Raw genomic sequence first — 17,595 nt, 5'->3', positions numbered from 1 at the left:
CTCAACCGGGGGGTATGAGAAGCGGAACCAATAAAAATATTGGCACTGACATTCATCGACACACTATTGAGTTCTCAAAGAACACACGCACAAGCCTCTACCCGCAACATTTCATCGGGGCTTCGGCAAGGCAACTGTTCCAACCTAGCGCAGACAACCCAACCGAAGCAAGTTCGGCGAGGGAAGCTGACCAGGTGATCCGTCAGGCGCTCGGCGGACTGTGTCCGTGTCGCTCTGACTCGAAATAAGTTACGCAGCCACGAACACGAAGTCAAATCGCCTGGTCAGACAGGCTATTTCGGCGAATCGACGCGTTCGACCTGTCCACCGAGCGCCTGCAGCTGCTCGACGAAGCGCGGGTAGCCGCGGTCGATGTGGAACACGTCGTGCACCTCGGTGACGCCGTCGGCGACCAGACCCGCCAGCACCAGGCCGGCGCCCGCGCGGATGTCGGAGGACCAGACCGGCGCGCTGGACAGGCGCGGGATTCCACGGACCACGGCGTGGTGACCGTCGGTGCGGGCGTCGGCGCCGAGCCGGATCATCTCCTCCACGAAGCGGAACCGCGCCTCGAAGACGTTCTCGGTGATCATCGAGGTGCCGTCGGCGATGGCGGCCAGGCCGATCGCCATCGGCTGCAGGTCGGTCGGGAAGCCCGGGAACGGCAGCGTCGCGAAGTTCACCGCGCGCGGACGCTCCGGCTGGACGACGCGGAAACCGTTGGGCTCGTACGAGATTCGTGCTCCCGCGGCCCGCAGCTTGTCCAGCACGAGCGCCAGGTGCTTGGGGTTGATGCCGGTGACGCGCACGTCGCCGGTGGTCATCGCGGCGGCGATGCCCCAGGTGGCGGCGACGATCCGGTCGCCGATCACCTGATGGGTGGTCGGCGAGAGCCGCTTGACACCCTGCACGGTGAGCACCGAGGAACCGGCACCCTCGATCCGCGCACCCATCTGCGTGAGCATGGTGCACAGGTCGACGATGTCGGGCTCGCGCGCCGCGTTGTCGATGACCGTCTCCCCCTCGGCCAGGACCGCGGCCATCAGGATGTTCTCGGTCGCGCCGACGGACGGGAAGTCGAGGCGGATGCGCGCGCCCTGCAGCTCGTCGGCACGGGCGACTACGCAGCCGTGCTCGATCTCGCTGGTCGCCCCGAGCAACCGCAGACCCTGCTGATGCATGTCCAGGGGACGCGAACCGATCGCGTCACCGCCGGGCAGGGCGACGACCGCGCGCTTGCACCGGGCCATCAGCGGACCGAGCACACACACCGAGGCGCGGAACTGGGTGACCGCGGGGAAATCCGCGTGGTACTTCGGCTCGGGCGGGGTGACGATCGTGACGACCGAGCGGTCGCCGGTGGCATCGTCGGAGATCGTCACGTCGCAGCCGAGGCCACGCAGCACCTCGGCCATCAGCGGGACATCGAGGATGTCCGGGCAGTTGGTGATGGTGGTCGTGCCCTCGGCCAGCAAAGCGGCGGCCATCAGCTTCAGCACGCTGTTCTTCGCGCCGCCGACCGCGACCTCGCCGACGAGCTGATTACCGCCGGAGACCAGAAACCGTTCGCTCACCCCGCCAGCTTATCGACCGTTGCCCGGCGACACGCCCCCCGACGCCAAACCGACCGATCCTGGGGCGGTCGAGTCGCTTTCAGCGCTCGGCTCCGCCGCCCGGCTGCCACAGCACGTCGCCCTCGGGATTGGTCGCGCGGCTCAGGATGAACAGCAGGTCCGAGAGCCGATTGAGGTATTTGGCCGGCAGCACACTGGTGTCGTCGGGGTAGACCTCGACCGCCGCCCAGGCCGAACGCTCGGCGCGGCGGACCACCGTCCGTGCCGTGTGCAACAGTGCGGCAATCGGCGTGCCGCCCGGCAGGATGAAGGAATTCAGCGGCGCCAGACCGTCGTTGAACTCGTCACACCACTTCTCCAGCCGGTCGATATAGGGCTGGGTGACGCGCAGCGGCGGGTACTTCGGTTCCGCCACCACGGGAGTGGACAGGTCGGCGCCCGCGTCGAACAGGTCGTTCTGCACCTGACGCAGCACCGCGAGCACCGCGGGCTCCGGCGCGCCGAGCGCGACCGCGACGCCGAGCGCCGCATTGGCCTCGTCGCAGTCGGCGTAGGCGACCAGGCGGGCGTCGGTCTTGGGCACCCGCGAGAAGTCGCTCAGGCCCGTGGTGCCGTCGTCACCGGTGCGGGTGTAGATCCTGGTCAGGTGCACACTCACGGCTGGCCTCCTCGCGTGCGGCGGGCGCGGTCGGACGGACGCGACTCCATCCAGGACAGAAAAGCCGCCATCGATCCGCGGTCGAGTGCCAACTCGAAGCTGTTGTGCGGATCGGTGACGGCTACCACCACGATGTCCTCGCTCATGATGTCGAACTCGTCGCCCTGTGGCGCGCGCCGTTCGACGATCTCGAGGCCCTGCCGGTGCACGGTGGAATCGGGGCCGAGCTTGAGGCTGGTCAACTTGAAGAAGACGAGGCGATCCTCGTCGTAGCGGATGAGACCGTGCCGCCAGCCGTGGCCACCCCGCGCGGGCAGTACCCGTAGCAGCGCGGCCGTGCCGCCCCGGCGCAGCATCACCAGCCGGTAGGTGGATGCTCCGGCTACGAACACGAGCGTCAGCACCAGAATGATCAGGAGAACCATCCCGGTCTGCAATGCCGTACGCCCTTTCGTTCCACCGGTGTCGAAGACACCTTCGACGTCATTCAATCACGCGCGGTGTGGGCGATCGCGCGGGGACCGGAAAACCCGGTGAAAACGCCACTGTCGGCGACGAACTCGAGTTCGTCGCCGACAGTGATCGGTCTCGTTCCGGGATCAGGCCGTGGCGTTCGCCTCGACCGCACGCACCTGACCCTGCGCCACGCGCTGCTCCACCTCGGAAGCACCCGCGTCGGCCAGCACCTTACGGGCCGCGTCGACATCGACCTCGGCCGCGAGATCCGCGGACTCGGCCAGCACCCGGACGGTATCGGCGGTCACCGAGAAGAAACCGCCGTGCACCGCCGCGACGATCCGCTCGCCGTCGGTCGACACGATCGACACCGTGCCGCCCTCGACGAGCTGACCGAGCAGCGGCTCGTGACCTGCCATGATGCCGATCTGACCCTCGGTGGTCTGCGCGCTGACGAACGTCGCCTGGCCGGACCAGAGCTTGCGCTCGACTGCTACGAGATCAACTGTCATCTCCGCCATGGTGGACTACTTCCCGGCGATCTTCTTCGCAGCGGCCTCGACGTCGTCGAGTCCACCGCAGGAGTTGAACGCCTGCTCCGGGAAGTGGTCGAACTCGCCCTTGCAGACGCGATCGAAGTCGTCGATGGTCTGCTCCAGCGGCACGACCGAGCCCGGCTGACCGGTGAACTTCTCGGCCACGATGAAGTTCTGGCCGAGGAACTTCTCCAGGCGACGGGCGCGGCCGACGAGGACCTTGTCCTCTTCGGAGAGCTCGTCCATACCGAGGATGGCGATGATGTCCTGCAGCTCCTTGTACTTCTGCAGGATCCGCTTCACCTCGTTGGCCACGCGGAAGTGACGCTCGCCGACGATCGAGGCCTCGAGGATACGAGAGGTCGAGGTCAGCGGGTCGACGGCCGGGTAGATGCCCTTCTGCGAGATCGGGCGGGAGAGCTCGGTCGTCGCGTCCAGGTGGGCGAAGGTGGTCGCCGGCGCCGGGTCGGTGTAGTCGTCGGCGGGGACGTAGATCGCCTGCAGCGAGGTGATCGAGCGACCACGGGTCGAGGTGATGCGCTCCTGGAGCTCACCCATCTCGTCCGCCAGCGTCGGCTGGTAACCCACGGCCGAGGGCATACGACCCAGCAGGGTCGAGACCTCGGAACCGGCCTGGGTGAAACGGAAGATGTTGTCGATGAAGAGCAGCACGTCCTGGTGCTGGACATCGCGGAAGTACTCCGCCATGGTCAGCGCGGACAGGGCCACGCGCATACGCGTGCCCGGCGGCTCGTCCATCTGGCCGAAGACGAGGGCGGTGTCCTGGAGGACGCCCATCTCTTCCATTTCCAGGTGGAGGTCGGTGCCCTCACGGGTACGCTCACCGACGCCCGCGAACACCGAGGTGCCGGAGAACTCGCGAGCGATACGGGTGATCATCTCCTGGATCAGAACGGTCTTGCCGACACCGGCACCACCGAACAGACCGATCTTGCCGCCCTTGACGTACGGGGTCAGCAGGTCGATGACCTTGACGCCGGTCTCCAGCATCTCGGTCTTGCCCTCGAGCTGGTCGAAGCTCGGGGGCTTGCGGTGGATGCCCCACTGCTCGCCGTCGCGGCCGAGGCCGGGCGAGTCGAGGCAGTCGCCGAGGGCGTTGAAGACGTGACCCTTGACGATGTCGCCGACGGGCACCGAGATCGGCTTGCCTGAGTCGGTGACGGTGGCGCCACGGACCAGACCGTCGGTGGGCTGCATCGAGATGGTGCGCACGATGTTGTCACCGAGGTGCTGGGCGACCTCGAGGGTCAGGGTCTTGGCCACCGACGCCAGCTTGATGTCGGCGTTGAGAGCGTTGAACAGCTCGGGGATGGCGCCACGCGGGAACTCGACGTCCACGACGGGGCCGATGACACGGACGACGCGGCCGGCGGCTGCGCCTGCCTTGCTCGCGTTGTCCTGAGTGACAGCTGCGGTCATTAGATTGGTTCTCTTCCTGCGCTTCTAGTCGCGGTCCGAGCTCGACGCCAGCGCGTTCACGCCGCCGACGATTTCGCTGATTTCCTGCGTGATCTGGGCCTGACGCACCGAGTTCGCCTCGCGCTGGAGCACACTGGCCAGCTCGTTGGCGTTGTCGGTCGCCGCCTTCATTGCGGTGCGCCGAGCCGCGGACTCGGATGCCGCTGCCTCGAGCAACGATGCGTAGATACGCGTGTTGATGTACTTGGGCAGCAGAGCGCCCAGCAGAACATCCGCGTCGGGCTCGAACTCGTACTGCGCCGTCACCACCGCGTCCGGCGAGTCCGACAGCATGTCGTCGCCGAGCGCGAAGTTCTCGTCGACGTAGCTGACCTGGATCGGCGCCAGGCGGCGCACCTCCGGAGTCTGGGTCAGCATCGAGACGAACTTGGTGTACACGATGTGCAGCTCGTCGACGCCCGCCATGCTTCCCGACCCGTCCAGCGAGGCGACCTCGCTGTCGGAGCCGGCCATGAAGGCCTCGACCAGGTGGCCGCACGCGGCCGACGCATCGGTGTACTTCGGCTGCTGCGAGAAGCCGGTCCACGACGCCTGGAAGGGGCGGTTGCGGAACTTGTAGTACGTGAGGCCCTTGTTGCCCATCACGTACAGCACCGGCTCCTTGCCCTCGCCACGCAGGGTGGTCATGAGCTCCTCGGCGCGCTTGAGCACGTTCGAGTTGTAGCCACCGCACATACCGCTGTCACTGGTGATCACCAGGACCGCGGCCCGACGAGCGTTGGGACGCTCGGTCAGCAGCGGGTGCGACAGGTTCTTCGAGGCGCTCGCCAGCTCGCCGAGGACCTTGGTGATCTCCTCGGCGTACGGCTTGGCCGCGGCGACCCTGGCCTGGGCCTTGGAAATTCGCGAGGTCGCGATCAGTTCCTGAGCCTTGGTGATCTTCTTGATCGAATTCACACCACGAATGCGGGAGCGCAATTCACGCAAACTTGCCACTAGCGGTTCACACTCCCTTCATTCGCCAGATCGGTAATTGCCGACATCAGTTCTGACCCGGCTTACTTGTCGACGTGCTTGCGGGTGACCGACAGCGACTCGACCTCTTCGTGGTCCAGATCGCCTGCGGCGGCCTCGTTCACGACGCGGCTGCCGTCGGAGGCCAGGAAGCCTTCCTTGAACTTGTCGGTCTCCGACTTGATCGCGTCGGCGGCCTCGCCGTCGAGCGGCTTGCGGCCACCCTCGAGCGCGTCGAAGGACGACTGGGTCGCGCTGTGCAGGTGCTCCAGCAGCTCGGCGGTGAAGCGACGCACGTCGCCGACCGGCACCGAGTCGTAGTAGCCGGCGTCGACCAGGTAGATCGAGACGACCTGATCCTCGACGGCGACCGGGGAGTACTGGTTCTGCTTGAGCAGCTCCACCCAGCGGGCACCACGCTCGAGCTGGGCCAGCGACGCGGCGTCCAGGTCGGAGGCGAAGGCGGAGAACGCCTCCAGCTCGCGGTACTGCGCCATTTCCAGACGCAGCGAACCGGCGACCTTCTTCATGGCCTTGGTCTGGGCGGCGCCACCGACACGGGAGACCGAGGTACCGACGTTGATCGCCGGGCGGACGCCCTTGTTGAACAGGTCGGACTCGAGGAAGACCTGGCCGTCGGTGATGGAGATGACGTTGGTCGGGATGAACGCCGAGACGTCGTTGGCCTTGGTCTCGATGATCGGCAGACCGGTCATCGAGCCGCCGCCCATCTCGTCGGACAGCTTCGCGCAACGCTCCAGCAGGCGGGAGTGCAGGTAGAAGACGTCACCGGGGTAGGCCTCGCGGCCCGGCGGACGACGCAGCAGCAGCGAGATGGCGCGGTAGGCCTCGGCCTGCTTGGTCAGGTCGTCGAACACGATCAGGACGTGCTTGCCCTGGTACATCCAGTGCTGGCCGATGGCCGAACCGGTGTAGGGGGCCAGCCACTTGAAGCCGGCGGAGTCGGACGCGGGGGCCGCGACGATGGTGGTGTACTCCATCGCGCCGTGCTCCTCGAGCGCGGTCTTGACGCCCGCGATGGTGGAGCCCTTCTGGCCGATCGCGACGTAGATGCAGCGAACCTGCTTGCTGGGGTCGCCCGACTCCCAGTTCGCCTTCTGGTTCAGGATCGCGTCGACGGCGACGGCGGTCTTGCCGGTCTTGCGGTCGCCGATGATCAGCTGACGCTGGCCGCGGCCGATGGCGGTCAGCGCGTCGATCGCGGTGATACCGGTGGCCAGCGGCTCCTCGACCGGCTGGCGCTCCAGCACGGTCGCGGCCTGCAGCTCGAGCACGCGGCGGTCGTCGGCTTCGATCTCGCCCAGGCCGTCGATGGCCTGGCCGAGCGGGTTGACGACGCGACCGAGGAACTTGTCACCGACGGGAACCGACAGCACGTCGCCGGTGCGGCGGACCTGCTGGCCCTCTTCCAGCGAGGCGTACTCGCCGAGGATGACGGCACCGATCTCGGTGTCCTCGAGGTTCAGCGCGACGCCGAGGACGCCGCCCGGGAACTCGAGCAGCTCGTTGGCCATCGCCGAAGGCAGACCGCTGACGTGCGCGATGCCGTCGCCGGTGTCGGTCACGAGGCCGACTTCTTCGATGGAGGTTTCCGGGGTGTAGCTCTGGGTGTAGCTCTCGATCGCGCTACGGATCTCGTCGGAGGAGATCGTCAGCTCCGCCATGTTGTTCCTGCTCTCGCTGTGGTCTCGAATGTCGGGGGTTGGAGTTGAGCTGCTGGCTAGGACAGTGCCCGGCGCAGCTTCTCCAGTCGGCCGGTGGCGCTGCCGTCGATGACGTCGTCTCCGACGCGCACGACGACGCCGCTCAGCAGCGTCGGGTCGACCTGCACGTGCACGGTGACCGCCTTGCCGTAGATCCGCTGCAGGGAAGCGGCGAGCTTCTCCTTCTGCGGGCCACTCAGCTCGGCCGCGGCGTGCACGTGGGCGACGATCTGGTCACGACGGGCCGCCGCCAGATCGGACAGGGCGCCGAAGGCGACGCCGATGTTGTTGGTCCGCAGTCGGGTCACCGCCTGCTCGGCCAGCGTGATGGTGATCGGCTCGGCCTTGCCGTTCAGCAGCCGCACGATCAGCTCGCGCCGCGCCGAGGCGGGCTTGCCCTGATCGGACAGTGCCTGCTCCAGCTGCGGGTTGTCGGCGATGATGCGGCCGAGCCGGAACAGCTCGTCCTCCACCGCTTCCAGCCGGCCACCGTCGGCGGCGGACTCCAGCAGAGCCTCCTGCCCGAGCAGCACCAAGGTGTCGACCAGATCGCGGGTGCGCGACCAGTTCTGGGCCACCGCGGTGGTCAGCACTGCCTGCGTGGCAGCGCTGACCTTGCCGCCGAAGATCCGCTCACTGAGTTCAGCGCGCGCCGAACCCGGCACCGACACGTCCGCGAGCGCCACACGCAGCGAACGCTGGTCGTCCAGCACGGCGACAACGGCGAACAGTTCCGATCCCGTTGTGGCCGCAACAGTTTCGCTTCCGGTCAGAGCGGCCCGAAGCGCCTCGCGAGACCGGGAGCTGGCCTCGCGGCTCGCTGCGTACATGCTTCTCACTTTCGCGTCGTTACCTTCCGGCCCCGATGGCGGTGGTGTCGTCGAGTTCGCTGAGGAACTTGTCGATCGACGCCGCCTGCTTGGCCTCGTCCGAGACAGACTGGCCGATGATCTTCTCGGCCAGGTCGACAGCCGTGCGGCCGACCTCGGAGCGCAGCTCGGTCAGGATCTGCTGGCGCTGGGCTTCCAGCTGGGAGTGACCGGCGGCGACGATGCGGTCGCTTTCGGCCTGGGCGTCCGCGCGCATCTGCGCGAGGATCTGCTGACCCTGGGTGCGCGCATCCTCGCGGATACGTGCGGCTTCCAGCCGGGCGTCGGCAAGCTGCTGCTGGTACTGCTGCAGCGTCTGCTGTGCTTCTTCCTGGGCGGCCTTGGCCCTGGCGATACCGCCTTCGATGTTGTCGGCGCGCTCATCGAGGGTCTTGGTCACACGTGGGATCACGTACTTCCAGAACAGCAGACCGATGATGGCGACGCAGACGATCGACCAGACGATGTCGTACGTTTCGGGGATGAGAGGATTCACATCCTCTCCCCCTTCGGCAGCGAGCGTGATGATTTCGCGCATCGGAATCAGAAGATGAAGCCGGCGACGAGGCCGATCAGCGCCAGGGCCTCGGTGAACGCGATACCGAGGAACATGTTGGTACGGATCTGGCCGGCCAGCTCGGGCTGACGGGCGAAGCCCTCGATCGCCTTACCGACGACGATGCCGACGCCGATGCCGGGGCCGATCGCGGCAAGACCGTAGCCGATGGCGCCGAAGCCCTTGAAGGTGCTCTCGGTGGTCGCGGCTTCCTGGGCCAGGTAAGCGAGGCTCATGAGTCTTCTTTCCCTTTCTGTTGCTCACCCGCCGGTCGGCGTGTGTAGCAGGTTTGGCAGTACTGGTGTGGATTCAGGTCAGTGGTCGGCGGCGTGCTGCGCGAGGCTGATGTACACCGCGGTCAGCAGGGCGAACACATACGCCTGCAGGAAGATGACCAGCAGCTCGAACAGCGTGAAGCCGATGCCCGCCAGCAGCGAGAAGGGCGAGAAGACCTTCATCCACGCGGTGGCATCGAAGAGGAAGAACCAGGTGGCGCTGAAGAACAGCACCAGCATGATGTGGCCCGCCAGCATGTTGGCCATGAGTCGGACGGTCAGCGTGAACGGGCGCAGGATGAACGTCGAGACGAACTCGATCGGGATCAGCAGCACGTGCAGCGCGGGCGGCACGTCCGGAACGACGATGCTCGAGCGCATGTACTTCCAGAAGCCGTACTTGCGGATACCGACGTAGTTGAACGCGACGTAGGCGACCACCGCGAGCACCAGCGGCATACCGACGCGGGCATTCGAGGAGATGTTCAGGAACGGCACCACACTGGAGAAGTTCAGGAACAGAACCGTGAAGAAGATCGTCGCGATCAGCGGCAGGAACCGCTTACCGGTTTCCTTGCCGAGCACCTCGTCGGCGATCTGCTCCTTGACGAAAACCACGGCGGTTTCCATCACGTTCTGCAGCCCGCGGGGCACGATCTTCGGCGAGCGGAAAGCCAGCACGAAGAGGAGCACCAGAACGGCGGTCATCAGCAGGCGGATCAGCATCAAGCGATCGAGTTCGAACGGCGTACCCGCGAACAACACCGCTGGAGGGAAGAAGTCGGACAGCGATGGCGCGTGAAACTCGCCTGCCGCCAAAGTGGTGACGCTCAGCGTTCTCTCCCGTGTTCGGGCCGCGGGTACGGTCATCCCCGCGGTTCGATCGGACATTGACGATCAATGGGGTCGACTCTGGTCGGCTCGAAATTCGACAGCCGCGGTTACGGTGTGTAGACCGATATAGCTGCTGTACGGGCGTCGGCGACATCGTCGACATGCTTCAACCGGGCACATTCCACCCGGATCGGCAGTAAGCATAGCGGCCCCGGGTGGGATCTCGGTGATCCCCCCTGGTAACCCGAGGCGTAGCCCCGAGTTCTCCCGGACCTGGCCCCTAGCTTGGGTGCTTGCTTACCAACACTTTACCAAGCTATCTACGACAGTGCGTAGCTGGGTGGGATTATTCCTGCTCGGAAGCCGTTTCGTCGTCTCCCGCGCGTGTCGTGACATACGGAACCTTCACGCTCACAACGCCGTACGTCTCCGCGCCGAGCACGATCAGCAGCGCGCCGACCACCGTGAAGAACAGGGCGGGCCTGCTGTAGAAGTCGAACTGGTTCAGCACGCCGACGACGATCAGCGCGACCAGCAGCTTGCCGACCCAGCTGACCAGCAGGACCAGGCCCTGGGTGCTCGGCGGCAGCTTGGCGCCGAGCAGCACCGACACCAGCGTGGTGAGGATGAACCCGCCGCCGATGGCCGCGCCGAGCAGCGCGCCCCACAGGCCGGGTGTCCCGGCGACGGCGGTGGCGATCACCACCGAGACGACCACGAGCACACCGAGCCCGATCAGGCCGTAGCGCAGCGCGGTACGGAGCGGGGCGTCGGGGCCGGGCACGGGTCGCGGTGTAAAGCTCACGGCCCGCACTTTACCTTGCGGGCCCGGATCAGCTCTTCGCCGACTCCACCCGGCGCATGGATGGGATCGCGGTCACTACCAGCGCGAACACCAATCCGCCCGCCACCAGCAACACGACCAGTCGCCGATCCATCAACGAGGTTCCCACCGCGCCGAAGGCGAGCACCCCGACCCACAAATAGATCAGCAGGACGACGCGGCGCTGCGAATGCCCGATCTGCAACAAACGGTGATGCAGATGCATTTTGTCCGGCGTGGAGAAGCTCACGCCCGCGCGCACGCGACGCACGATCGCCAGCAACAGATCGAGCACCGGAATGAACATCACCGCGCCGACCAGCAACAGCGGCGAGAGCAAACCCACAATGTCGCGTGGGCCATAGCCCTGCAGCGGAATTCGGCCGGAGGCGCCGGTGGAAACGGCGGCCAGCATCAATCCGATCATCATCGAGCCGGAATCGCCCATGAAGATTCGCGCCGGCGAGAAATTGTGCGGAAGAAATCCCAGGCACGCGCCGGCGAGCGCGGCGGCCAGCAACGCGGGCGGATAGGTGTCGACCGAACCGCCCTGGTCGTAGAGCAAACCCACCGAGAACACGAAAACCGCGCCGGCGCAGATCAAACCGAGGCCCGCGGCGAGGCCGTCCAGGCCGTCGACGAAGTTCATCGCGTTCACCAGGGTGACGGTGATGCCGACCGTCACCAGGCCGCCCTGCAACGCGTCGAGCACCACGGTGCTGTCGTTGAACGGGTCGTAGATGACGTACCAGCTCAGGCCCATCACGGCCATCACACCGGCCGCGGTCACCTGGCCCGCGAATTTGGTGAGCGCGTCCAGACCCCAGCGGTCGTCGACGATGCCGACGAGCACGATGATGGTGGCCGCCACCAGCACCGCGGGAATATCGGGCGCGTAATCGAACCCGCGGCGCAGCGCGGGCAATTGATGCGCGAACAGAACCGCGGCGACCACGCCGATATACATGCCGACGCCGCCCATCCGGGGAATGGGCTTGACGTGCACATCGCGCTCTCGCGGGATCGCGACCGCGCCGAAGGCGATGGCGAGCGTGCGGATACCGCCGGTGGCCAGGAAGGTCACCGTGGCAGAGACGAGCAGCACGAGCACCAGCTCGCGCAGGGGAACGACCGTGCTCATCGGATGCGTGCGATCACCGCTGCGCGGAGCTGACCAGGGCGTCGGGCGCCATGCCGAGCACCTCCGCGATATCGGCCAGCGGCACCGCGCCCTCGCGCAGCACGCGCGGCTGATCCGCGGTCAGATCGACGATGGTGGAGGCCACCGCGTGCGCGGCCGGACCGCCGTCGAGGTACACACTCGCCAGCGAGCCCAGCTGCTCGCGGGCCTGCTCGACGGTGCTCGCCGGGGGCTGACCCGACACGTTGGCGCTCGACACGGCCAGCGGGCCGACCTCGCGCAGCAGCTCCAGCGCCACGGGGTGCAACGGCATGCGCAGCATCACCGTGCCGCGGGTGTCGCCGAGATCCCAGGCCAGCGAGGGCGCGGCCTGCACGACCAGGCTCAGCGCGCCGGGCCAGAACGCGCGGATCAGGTCGCGCGCCTGCGGGCGCACCGAGAAGACCAGTCCGTCGATGGTGTGCCAGGACCCGACCAGCACCGGAACGGGCATGTCACGGCCGCGGCGCTTGGCGGCGAGCAGCGAGGCCACCGCCTCGGAGTCGAACGCGTCGGCCGCCAGGCCGTACAGCGTGTCGGTCGGCATGACGACCAGGCGGCCGGACTTCAGCGCGCTGGTGGCGGCGGAGAGGCCAGCGGCCCGAGACGCCGGTTCAGCACAGTCGTAGACGGTACTCACGCTTAGCTTCGCCTTCCCGCGATTTCTGCCGGACTTCGGTGGCCGACAATATTCCGCTGCCCCGGGTCTCGTGCTCGTCGGGGTTGCGGCAAGTTGTCGAGGTCCCACGATTCTTGCCGGTCTTCGGTGTGCGGCAAGAGTCTAGCTCCCGCGCGGGGCTTCACCTGCGCGGGGACTTTGCCAGACGGCGGCACACCCGGCCCACCACGATCGTCCGCCAGCTGCTGGAGGTGTGCTGGTGGAGCGCGCGGAGCGAGGCAGACGGCCGTCCGGCGCGCACATCGTGCGGCGACGCGGTGCACACGCCAGGGCTCGGCCGCGGGATCAGGGTTTGCTGTGGCGCGCCGCCACGACGAATCGCGGCTTGCCGGCCAGATCGGGGTGCTCGACGATGTCGGCGAAGCCCGCCCCCGCGAGCAGGGCGGCCACTCCCCCGCCGTTTGTGTCGTCGTGTTCGATCGCGGTGGCGCCGCCGGGCCGCAGCAGGCGCGCGATGGTGGGGACCATGGCACGGATGACGTCGAGCCCGTCGGGCCCGCCGAACAGGGCGCGATGCGGATCGTGGTCGGCGACCTCGGGGTCGAGGACGGCGCCGTCGGGGATGTAGGGCGGGTTGGAGACCACCAGGTCCACGCGGCCGGACAGCTCGCTGAGCAGGGCCGGGTCGGTGACGTCGGCGGCGTGCAGGGTGATCGGGGTGTCGCCGTCGGCGATGCGGTCGTCGGCATTGCGACGGGTCCAGGTCAGCGCGTCGGGGTCGAGTTCGACGGCGTGGACCCGCGCGTCGGGGCGGGCGTGCGCGATCGCCAGGGCCAGCGCGCCTGTGCCGGCGCACAGATCGACGACGACCGGGTCGTGGTCGTGGGGCAGCGTCTCCAGCCAGGCCAGCGCCCACGCGAACAGCAGCTCGGTCTCCGGGCGCGGCACGAACACCCCGGGTCCGACGGCGAGCTCGATCTCGCCCATCGCGGCGGTCCCGGTCAAGTGCTGCAAGGGGATTCGCGCGGACCGCTGTTCGACCAGCGCCGTGAACCGCGCGGCTTCGTCCGGTTCGACCATCGGGTGCAGCGCCAGGCGCATCCGGTCGACGCCGAGCACATGCGCGGCCAGGTTCTCCGCGTCGGGCAGTGGGGACGCCACACCCGCCGTGGCCAGCCTCTCCGCCGCCGCGACGATCAGCGGACGCAGCCGCACCCGTTCGGTCACGGGCGATTACTCGGCGGCCATGCGCGCGTCGCGGTCGGCCTTGCCGAGCGCGTCGAGCAGCGCGTCCATGTCACCGTCGAGGACGGCGTCGAGATTGTGCGCCTTGAAGCCGATGCGGTGATCGGCGATCCGGTTCTCCGGGAAGTTGTAGGTGCGGATGCGCTCGGAACGGTCGACCGTACGGATCTGGCTGGCGCGCCCGGCCGCGGCCTCCTGCTCGGCCTGCTCCTCGGCCAGCGCCTGCAGCCGGGCCGCGAGCACCTGCATCGCGCGCGCCTTGTTCTGCAGCTGCGAGCGTTCGTTCTGGCAGGTCACCACGATGCCGGAGGGCAGGTGGGTGATGCGGACCGCGGAGTCGGTGGTGTTGACGCCCTGACCGCCCTTGCCGGAGGAGCGGTAGACGTCGATGCGCAGGTCGGTCTCGTCGATCTGCACCTGCTCGACCTCGTCGGGCTCCGGGTAGATCAGCACGCCCGCGGCGGAGGTGTGGATGCGGCCCTGCGACTCGGTGACGGGCACGCGCTGCACGCGGTGCACGCCGCCTTCGAACTTGAAGCGCGACCACACGCCGTCGCGGGCGGCGTCGCGGCTCTTGATCGACAGCGTCGCGTCCTTGTAGCCGCCGAGGTCGGAGTAGGTGACGTCGAGCGTCTCCACCTTCCAGCCGTGCCGCTCGGCGTAGCGGATGTACATGCGGGCCAGGTCGGCGGCGAACAGCGCCGACTCCTCGCCGCCCTCACCGGACTTCACCTCGAGCACCACGTCGTCGCCGTCGTGCGGGTCGCGCGGGGCGAGCAGATCGGCCAGCGCCTGCTCGAGCTCGGCGAGCTGGGCCTCCAGGCCGGGCACCTCGGCGGCGAAGGCCGCGTCGTCGGCGGCCAGCTCGCGGGCGGCCTCGAGATCGTCGCGGACCGTCTCCAGCTTGCGATAGGTCGACATCACCGGCGCCAGCTCGGCGAACCGCTTGCCGACCCGGCGTGCCGCGCCCGCGTCGTTGTGCAGCGACGGGTCGGCCAGCTGCGTCTCCAAGCCTGCGTACTCGGCGAGAATGTCGTCGATGGCTGACGGCTGCGTCACGGTGGGGTTCCTTCTGGGGTGCGGTGCGCTGGACAACAGAAACCACCGACGCCCGGCCTGCAGAGCAGAACCGGGCGTCGGAGGAGGCAACTAGCTGGCGTCGGCCTTCTTGCCTGCGCGCTTGCCGTAGCGAGCCTCGAAGCGAGCCACGCGGCCGCCGGTGTCGAGGATCTTCTGCTTGCCGGTGTAGAACGGGTGGCACTGCGAGCAGACCTCGACCGTGATCTGGCCGGACTCCTTGGTGGAGCGGGTCTGGAAGGTGTTGCCGCAACCACACACGACGGTGGTGTCGACATACGTGGGGTGGATTCCTGCCTTCATGGGCGTCCTCTCGATAATGGTCGCCGGGTCGCATGCCGCTGGAGCGCGGAATACGTGAACCGGAACCGACTAGGCGGGATGTCTGCGAAGCCGCAGACACACAGCGGTCCAGTATGCCAGATCGGGCCGCACGTTCCGAAAACACCCCCGACCACGGAATTGTTCCCGGCCGCAGACGCGAACAGGGGCCCCGCCGTGGCGGGGCCCCTGTTTCGTCAGCCGATCACTCGTCGAGTGCGCCCGGCGCGGTCTTGGAGACCGTCATCAGGAACTCGAGGTTGTTCTTGGACTTCTTGAGCCGGTCCATCAGCAGGTCGATCGCCTGGTGCGAATCGAGGCCGCTGAGCACGCGACGCAGCTTGTGCACGACCGCCATCTCGTCCGGCGACATCAGCAGTTCGTCGTGGCGGGTGCTCGACGGGTTGATGTCGACGGCCGGGAACACGCGCCGCTCGGCGATCTTGCGATCGAGCTTGAGCTCGGCGTTGCCGGTGCCCTTGAACTCCTCGAAGATCACCGTGTCGCCGGTGGAACCGGTCTCCACCATCGCGGTGGCGATGATGGTGAGCGAGCCACCGTTCTCGATGTTGCGCGCCGCGCCGAGGAACCGCTTGGGCGGGTACAGCGCGGTCGAGTCGACACCACCGGAGAGGATGCGACCCGAGGCGGGCGAGGAGTTGTTGTACGCACGGCCCAATCGGGTGATCGAGTCGAGCAGCACCACAACGTCTTTGCCCATCTCCACCAGGCGCTTGGCCCGCTCGATGGCGAGCTCGGCGACGGAGGTGTGGTCGGCCGGCGGCCGGTCGAAGGTGGAGGCGATGACCTCACCCTTCACCGAACGCTGCATGTCGGTGACCTCTTCGGGACGCTCGTCGACCAGCACGACCATGAGGTAGCACTCGGGGTTGTTGATCGCGATCGCGTTGGCGATGTCCTGCATGATCGTGGTCTTACCCGCCTTGGGCGGGGACACGATCAGCGCGCGCTGACCCTTGCCGATCGGCATGATCAGGTCGATCACACGGGTCGTCAGCTTGTTCTGCGTGGTCTCGAGACGCAGCCGCTGGTTCGGGTAGAGCGGAGTCAGCTTCTGGAAGTCGGGGCGGCGCTTGGCCGCCTCCACCTCGCCGCCGTTGACCGTGTCCAGGCGCACCAGCGGGTCGAACTTCTGGCGCTGGTTGCTCTGCTCGCCGTCGCGCGGGGCGCGCACCGCGCCGGTGATCGCGTCACCGCGGCGCAGGCCGTTCTTGCGGACCAGGTTCATCGAGACGTACACGTCGTTCGGGCCGGCCAGGTAGCCGGAGGTCCGCACGAACGCGTAGTTGTCCAGGACGTCGAGGATGCCGGCGACCGGCTGCAGGACGTCGTCCTCGCGGATCTCGAAATCGCGGGCCTCGCCGCCGCCACCGGCGCCACCGTCGCGGTCACGCCCACGACGACGCTCGCGGAAGCGACGGCCCCGGCGGCCGCGGCCGCCTTCCTCGTCGTCACCGCCGCGGTCGTCGCGCGGACCGCGATTACCGGCGTTGCCGTTCTGGTTCTGGTTCTGGTTGCGCTCACCGCGGTCGCCGCGGTCGCCACGCTCCCGACGGCGCTCGCCCTGCTCGCCGCCCTCGGCCTTGTCGGCCTGCTTGGTGTCCTCGGCGCGGTTCTCGGTCTGCGTGTTCTCGCCACCGCCGGAACGGGCCTGGTCACGACCACGACGCTGCCGGCCACGGCCACGCTGACCGCCCTCGCGACCGGAATCCTCGGTCGACTCGGCGGCGGGCTTGGACTCGGCCTGCTCGGCCGGAGCCTGCTCGGTCTTGGTCTCGGCGGCCTGCTTCTCGGCGGGCGCGGCCTTGTCGGCCTTCGCGGGGCGCTCGGCCTTCGCGGGCGCCTGCGCCTTGGCGGGCGCGTCGTTCTTGGCGGGCGCCTCGCTCTTGGCGGGCGCGTCGGCCTTGGCGGCGGGCGCGTCGGCCGTCACGGCGGCGGCCTCGGCGGGCTTACCCGCCTTCGCGGGCGCTCCGGCCTGATTCTCCTTGATGGCGGCGATGAGATCACCCTTGCGCATCCCGGAGGTGCCTCGGATACCGAGCTCCCCCGCCAGTGCGCGCAACTGCGGCAACAGCATTCCAGTCAGCCCCGATCGTGCGACGTCGGTATGTTCGCTCATTTTCGAAATCTGTCCGGATTCACTTTCGCGGCCGCCCGAGTTCGTAGGGTTGGATTCCACCCCGGGTGTCGCGAGCAGGTCCGTATCTGTCACGGAAATCCTTTCCTTCCCTCGAATGCCGTGTGCTGAATCGAGGGTTCGTTCCGTAGACCCGGCACCCTGTGCCGAGCTCGGATTACGCGTCCGACCGGACGCCTGTGCCGTACTACCCGCCCCGCCGGACCGGAGGCTTCGCCACCAGAAGACAGTGGTGA

Annotated in this window: 18 protein-coding genes; all 18 read right to left on the bottom strand. The window is 67.7% G+C overall.

Annotated elements, in window-relative coordinates; genetic code table 11:
• Positions 1-293: 293 nt before the first annotated feature.
• Positions 294-1,574, bottom strand: a complete 1,281-nt coding sequence (gene murA, locus DFR69_RS33730) for a UDP-N-acetylglucosamine 1-carboxyvinyltransferase (protein ID WP_110041750.1) — start codon at positions 1,572-1,574, stop codon at positions 294-296.
• Between the two features lie 79 nt (positions 1,575-1,653).
• Positions 1,654-2,232: a cob(I)yrinic acid a,c-diamide adenosyltransferase gene (locus DFR69_RS33725; RefSeq protein ID WP_110041749.1), complete on the bottom strand. Its 579-nt coding sequence runs from the start codon at positions 2,230-2,232 to the stop codon at positions 1,654-1,656.
• On the bottom strand, positions 2,229-2,657 hold the full coding sequence (locus DFR69_RS33720) for a DUF2550 domain-containing protein (RefSeq protein WP_186817507.1): 429 nt from the start codon (positions 2,655-2,657) through the stop codon (positions 2,229-2,231). Before DFR69_RS33720 ends, DFR69_RS33725 begins: the two co-directional genes overlap by 4 nt.
• Positions 2,658-2,831: 174 nt before the next feature.
• Complete coding sequence (locus DFR69_RS33715; protein ID WP_110041747.1) at positions 2,832-3,209, bottom strand: F0F1 ATP synthase subunit epsilon; 378 nt, start codon at positions 3,207-3,209, stop codon at positions 2,832-2,834.
• A gap of 6 nt (positions 3,210-3,215) precedes the next feature.
• Positions 3,216-4,664: a F0F1 ATP synthase subunit beta gene (gene atpD / locus DFR69_RS33710; protein WP_110041746.1), complete on the bottom strand. Its 1,449-nt coding sequence runs from the start codon at positions 4,662-4,664 to the stop codon at positions 3,216-3,218.
• Positions 4,665-4,688: 24 nt separating this feature from the next.
• The gene (locus DFR69_RS33705; protein ID WP_110041745.1) at positions 4,689-5,660 is read right to left on the bottom strand and encodes a F0F1 ATP synthase subunit gamma; all 972 of its coding nucleotides are present in this window, start codon (positions 5,658-5,660) and stop codon (positions 4,689-4,691) included.
• 62 nt (positions 5,661-5,722) lie between these two features.
• A complete protein-coding gene (gene atpA, locus DFR69_RS33700) occupies positions 5,723-7,363 on the bottom strand; it encodes a F0F1 ATP synthase subunit alpha (protein WP_110041744.1) in 1,641 nt (546 codons plus the stop codon).
• A 56-nt stretch (positions 7,364-7,419) separates the two neighbouring features.
• Positions 7,420-8,232, bottom strand: a complete 813-nt coding sequence (locus DFR69_RS33695; RefSeq protein WP_110041743.1) for a F0F1 ATP synthase subunit delta — start codon at positions 8,230-8,232, stop codon at positions 7,420-7,422.
• Between the two features lie 19 nt (positions 8,233-8,251).
• Positions 8,252-8,809, bottom strand: coding sequence for a F0F1 ATP synthase subunit B (locus DFR69_RS33690; protein WP_110041742.1), 558 nt, complete (start codon positions 8,807-8,809; stop codon positions 8,252-8,254).
• A 5-nt stretch (positions 8,810-8,814) separates the two neighbouring features.
• Positions 8,815-9,063: an ATP synthase F0 subunit C gene (locus DFR69_RS33685; protein ID WP_019045404.1), complete on the bottom strand. Its 249-nt coding sequence runs from the start codon at positions 9,061-9,063 to the stop codon at positions 8,815-8,817.
• Positions 9,064-9,141: 78 nt separating this feature from the next.
• Positions 9,142-9,972, bottom strand: coding sequence for a F0F1 ATP synthase subunit A (atpB, locus tag DFR69_RS33680; RefSeq protein WP_110041741.1), 831 nt, complete (start codon positions 9,970-9,972; stop codon positions 9,142-9,144).
• A gap of 310 nt (positions 9,973-10,282) precedes the next feature.
• Positions 10,283-10,750 carry a Cg1360 family ATP-synthase-associated protein gene (locus DFR69_RS33675; RefSeq protein ID WP_186817508.1) on the bottom strand — a complete coding sequence of 156 codons (468 nt, stop codon included), beginning with the start codon at positions 10,748-10,750 and terminating at the stop codon, positions 10,283-10,285.
• 19 nt (positions 10,751-10,769) lie between these two features.
• Positions 10,770-11,900 (bottom strand): MraY family glycosyltransferase, encoded by a 1,131-nt coding sequence (locus tag DFR69_RS33670; RefSeq protein WP_110041740.1) that lies wholly within the window; start codon positions 11,898-11,900, stop codon positions 10,770-10,772.
• Between the two features lie 13 nt (positions 11,901-11,913).
• Positions 11,914-12,579, bottom strand: a complete 666-nt coding sequence (locus DFR69_RS33665) for an L-threonylcarbamoyladenylate synthase (protein ID WP_110041739.1) — start codon at positions 12,577-12,579, stop codon at positions 11,914-11,916.
• Between the two features lie 324 nt (positions 12,580-12,903).
• Positions 12,904-13,785 carry a peptide chain release factor N(5)-glutamine methyltransferase gene (gene prmC, locus DFR69_RS33660; protein ID WP_186817509.1) on the bottom strand — a complete coding sequence of 294 codons (882 nt, stop codon included), beginning with the start codon at positions 13,783-13,785 and terminating at the stop codon, positions 12,904-12,906.
• Positions 13,786-13,791: 6 nt separating this feature from the next.
• On the bottom strand, positions 13,792-14,862 hold the full coding sequence (gene prfA, locus DFR69_RS33655) for a peptide chain release factor 1 (RefSeq protein WP_110041738.1): 1,071 nt from the start codon (positions 14,860-14,862) through the stop codon (positions 13,792-13,794).
• Positions 14,863-14,952: 90 nt separating this feature from the next.
• Complete coding sequence (rpmE, locus tag DFR69_RS33650) at positions 14,953-15,183, bottom strand: 50S ribosomal protein L31 (RefSeq protein WP_022567395.1); 231 nt, start codon at positions 15,181-15,183, stop codon at positions 14,953-14,955.
• Between the two features lie 223 nt (positions 15,184-15,406).
• The gene (gene rho, locus DFR69_RS33645) at positions 15,407-17,434 is read right to left on the bottom strand and encodes a transcription termination factor Rho (RefSeq protein WP_110041737.1); all 2,028 of its coding nucleotides are present in this window, start codon (positions 17,432-17,434) and stop codon (positions 15,407-15,409) included.
• Positions 17,435-17,595: the final 161 nt, after the last annotated feature.

Source organism: Nocardia neocaledoniensis, from assembly GCF_003182135.1.
Classification (GTDB): domain Bacteria; phylum Actinomycetota; class Actinomycetes; order Mycobacteriales; family Mycobacteriaceae; genus Nocardia; species Nocardia neocaledoniensis.
Note: the sequence above shows the minus strand (reverse complement) of the source record. Positions and strands in the feature narration are given on the sequence as shown.

Bases quoted from the DNA above. Each gene is read 5' to 3' on its own strand.
- DFR69_RS33690 (WP_110041742.1), bottom strand. From the start codon at position 8,809: ATGCGCGAAATCATCACGCTCGCTGCCGAAGGGGGAGAGGATGTGAAT.
- DFR69_RS33715 (WP_110041747.1), bottom strand. From the start codon at position 3,209: ATGGCGGAGATGACAGTTGATCTCGTAGCAGTCGAGCGCAAGCTCTGG.
- DFR69_RS33695 (WP_110041743.1), bottom strand. From the start codon at position 8,232: ATGTACGCAGCGAGCCGCGAGGCCAGCTCCCGGTCTCGCGAGGCGCTT.
- atpD (WP_110041746.1), bottom strand. From the start codon at position 4,664: ATGACCGCAGCTGTCACTCAGGACAACGCGAGCAAGGCAGGCGCAGCC.
- DFR69_RS33685 (WP_019045404.1), bottom strand. From the start codon at position 9,063: ATGAGCCTCGCTTACCTGGCCCAGGAAGCCGCGACCACCGAGAGCACC.
- atpB (WP_110041741.1), bottom strand. From the start codon at position 9,972: ATGACCGTACCCGCGGCCCGAACACGGGAGAGAACGCTGAGCGTCACC.
- DFR69_RS33670 (WP_110041740.1), bottom strand. From the start codon at position 11,900: ATGAGCACGGTCGTTCCCCTGCGCGAGCTGGTGCTCGTGCTGCTCGTC.
- DFR69_RS33720 (WP_186817507.1), bottom strand. From the start codon at position 2,657: ATGGTTCTCCTGATCATTCTGGTGCTGACGCTCGTGTTCGTAGCCGGA.
- rpmE (WP_022567395.1), bottom strand. From the start codon at position 15,183: ATGAAGGCAGGAATCCACCCCACGTATGTCGACACCACCGTCGTGTGT.
- atpA (WP_110041744.1), bottom strand. From the start codon at position 7,363: ATGGCGGAGCTGACGATCTCCTCCGACGAGATCCGTAGCGCGATCGAG.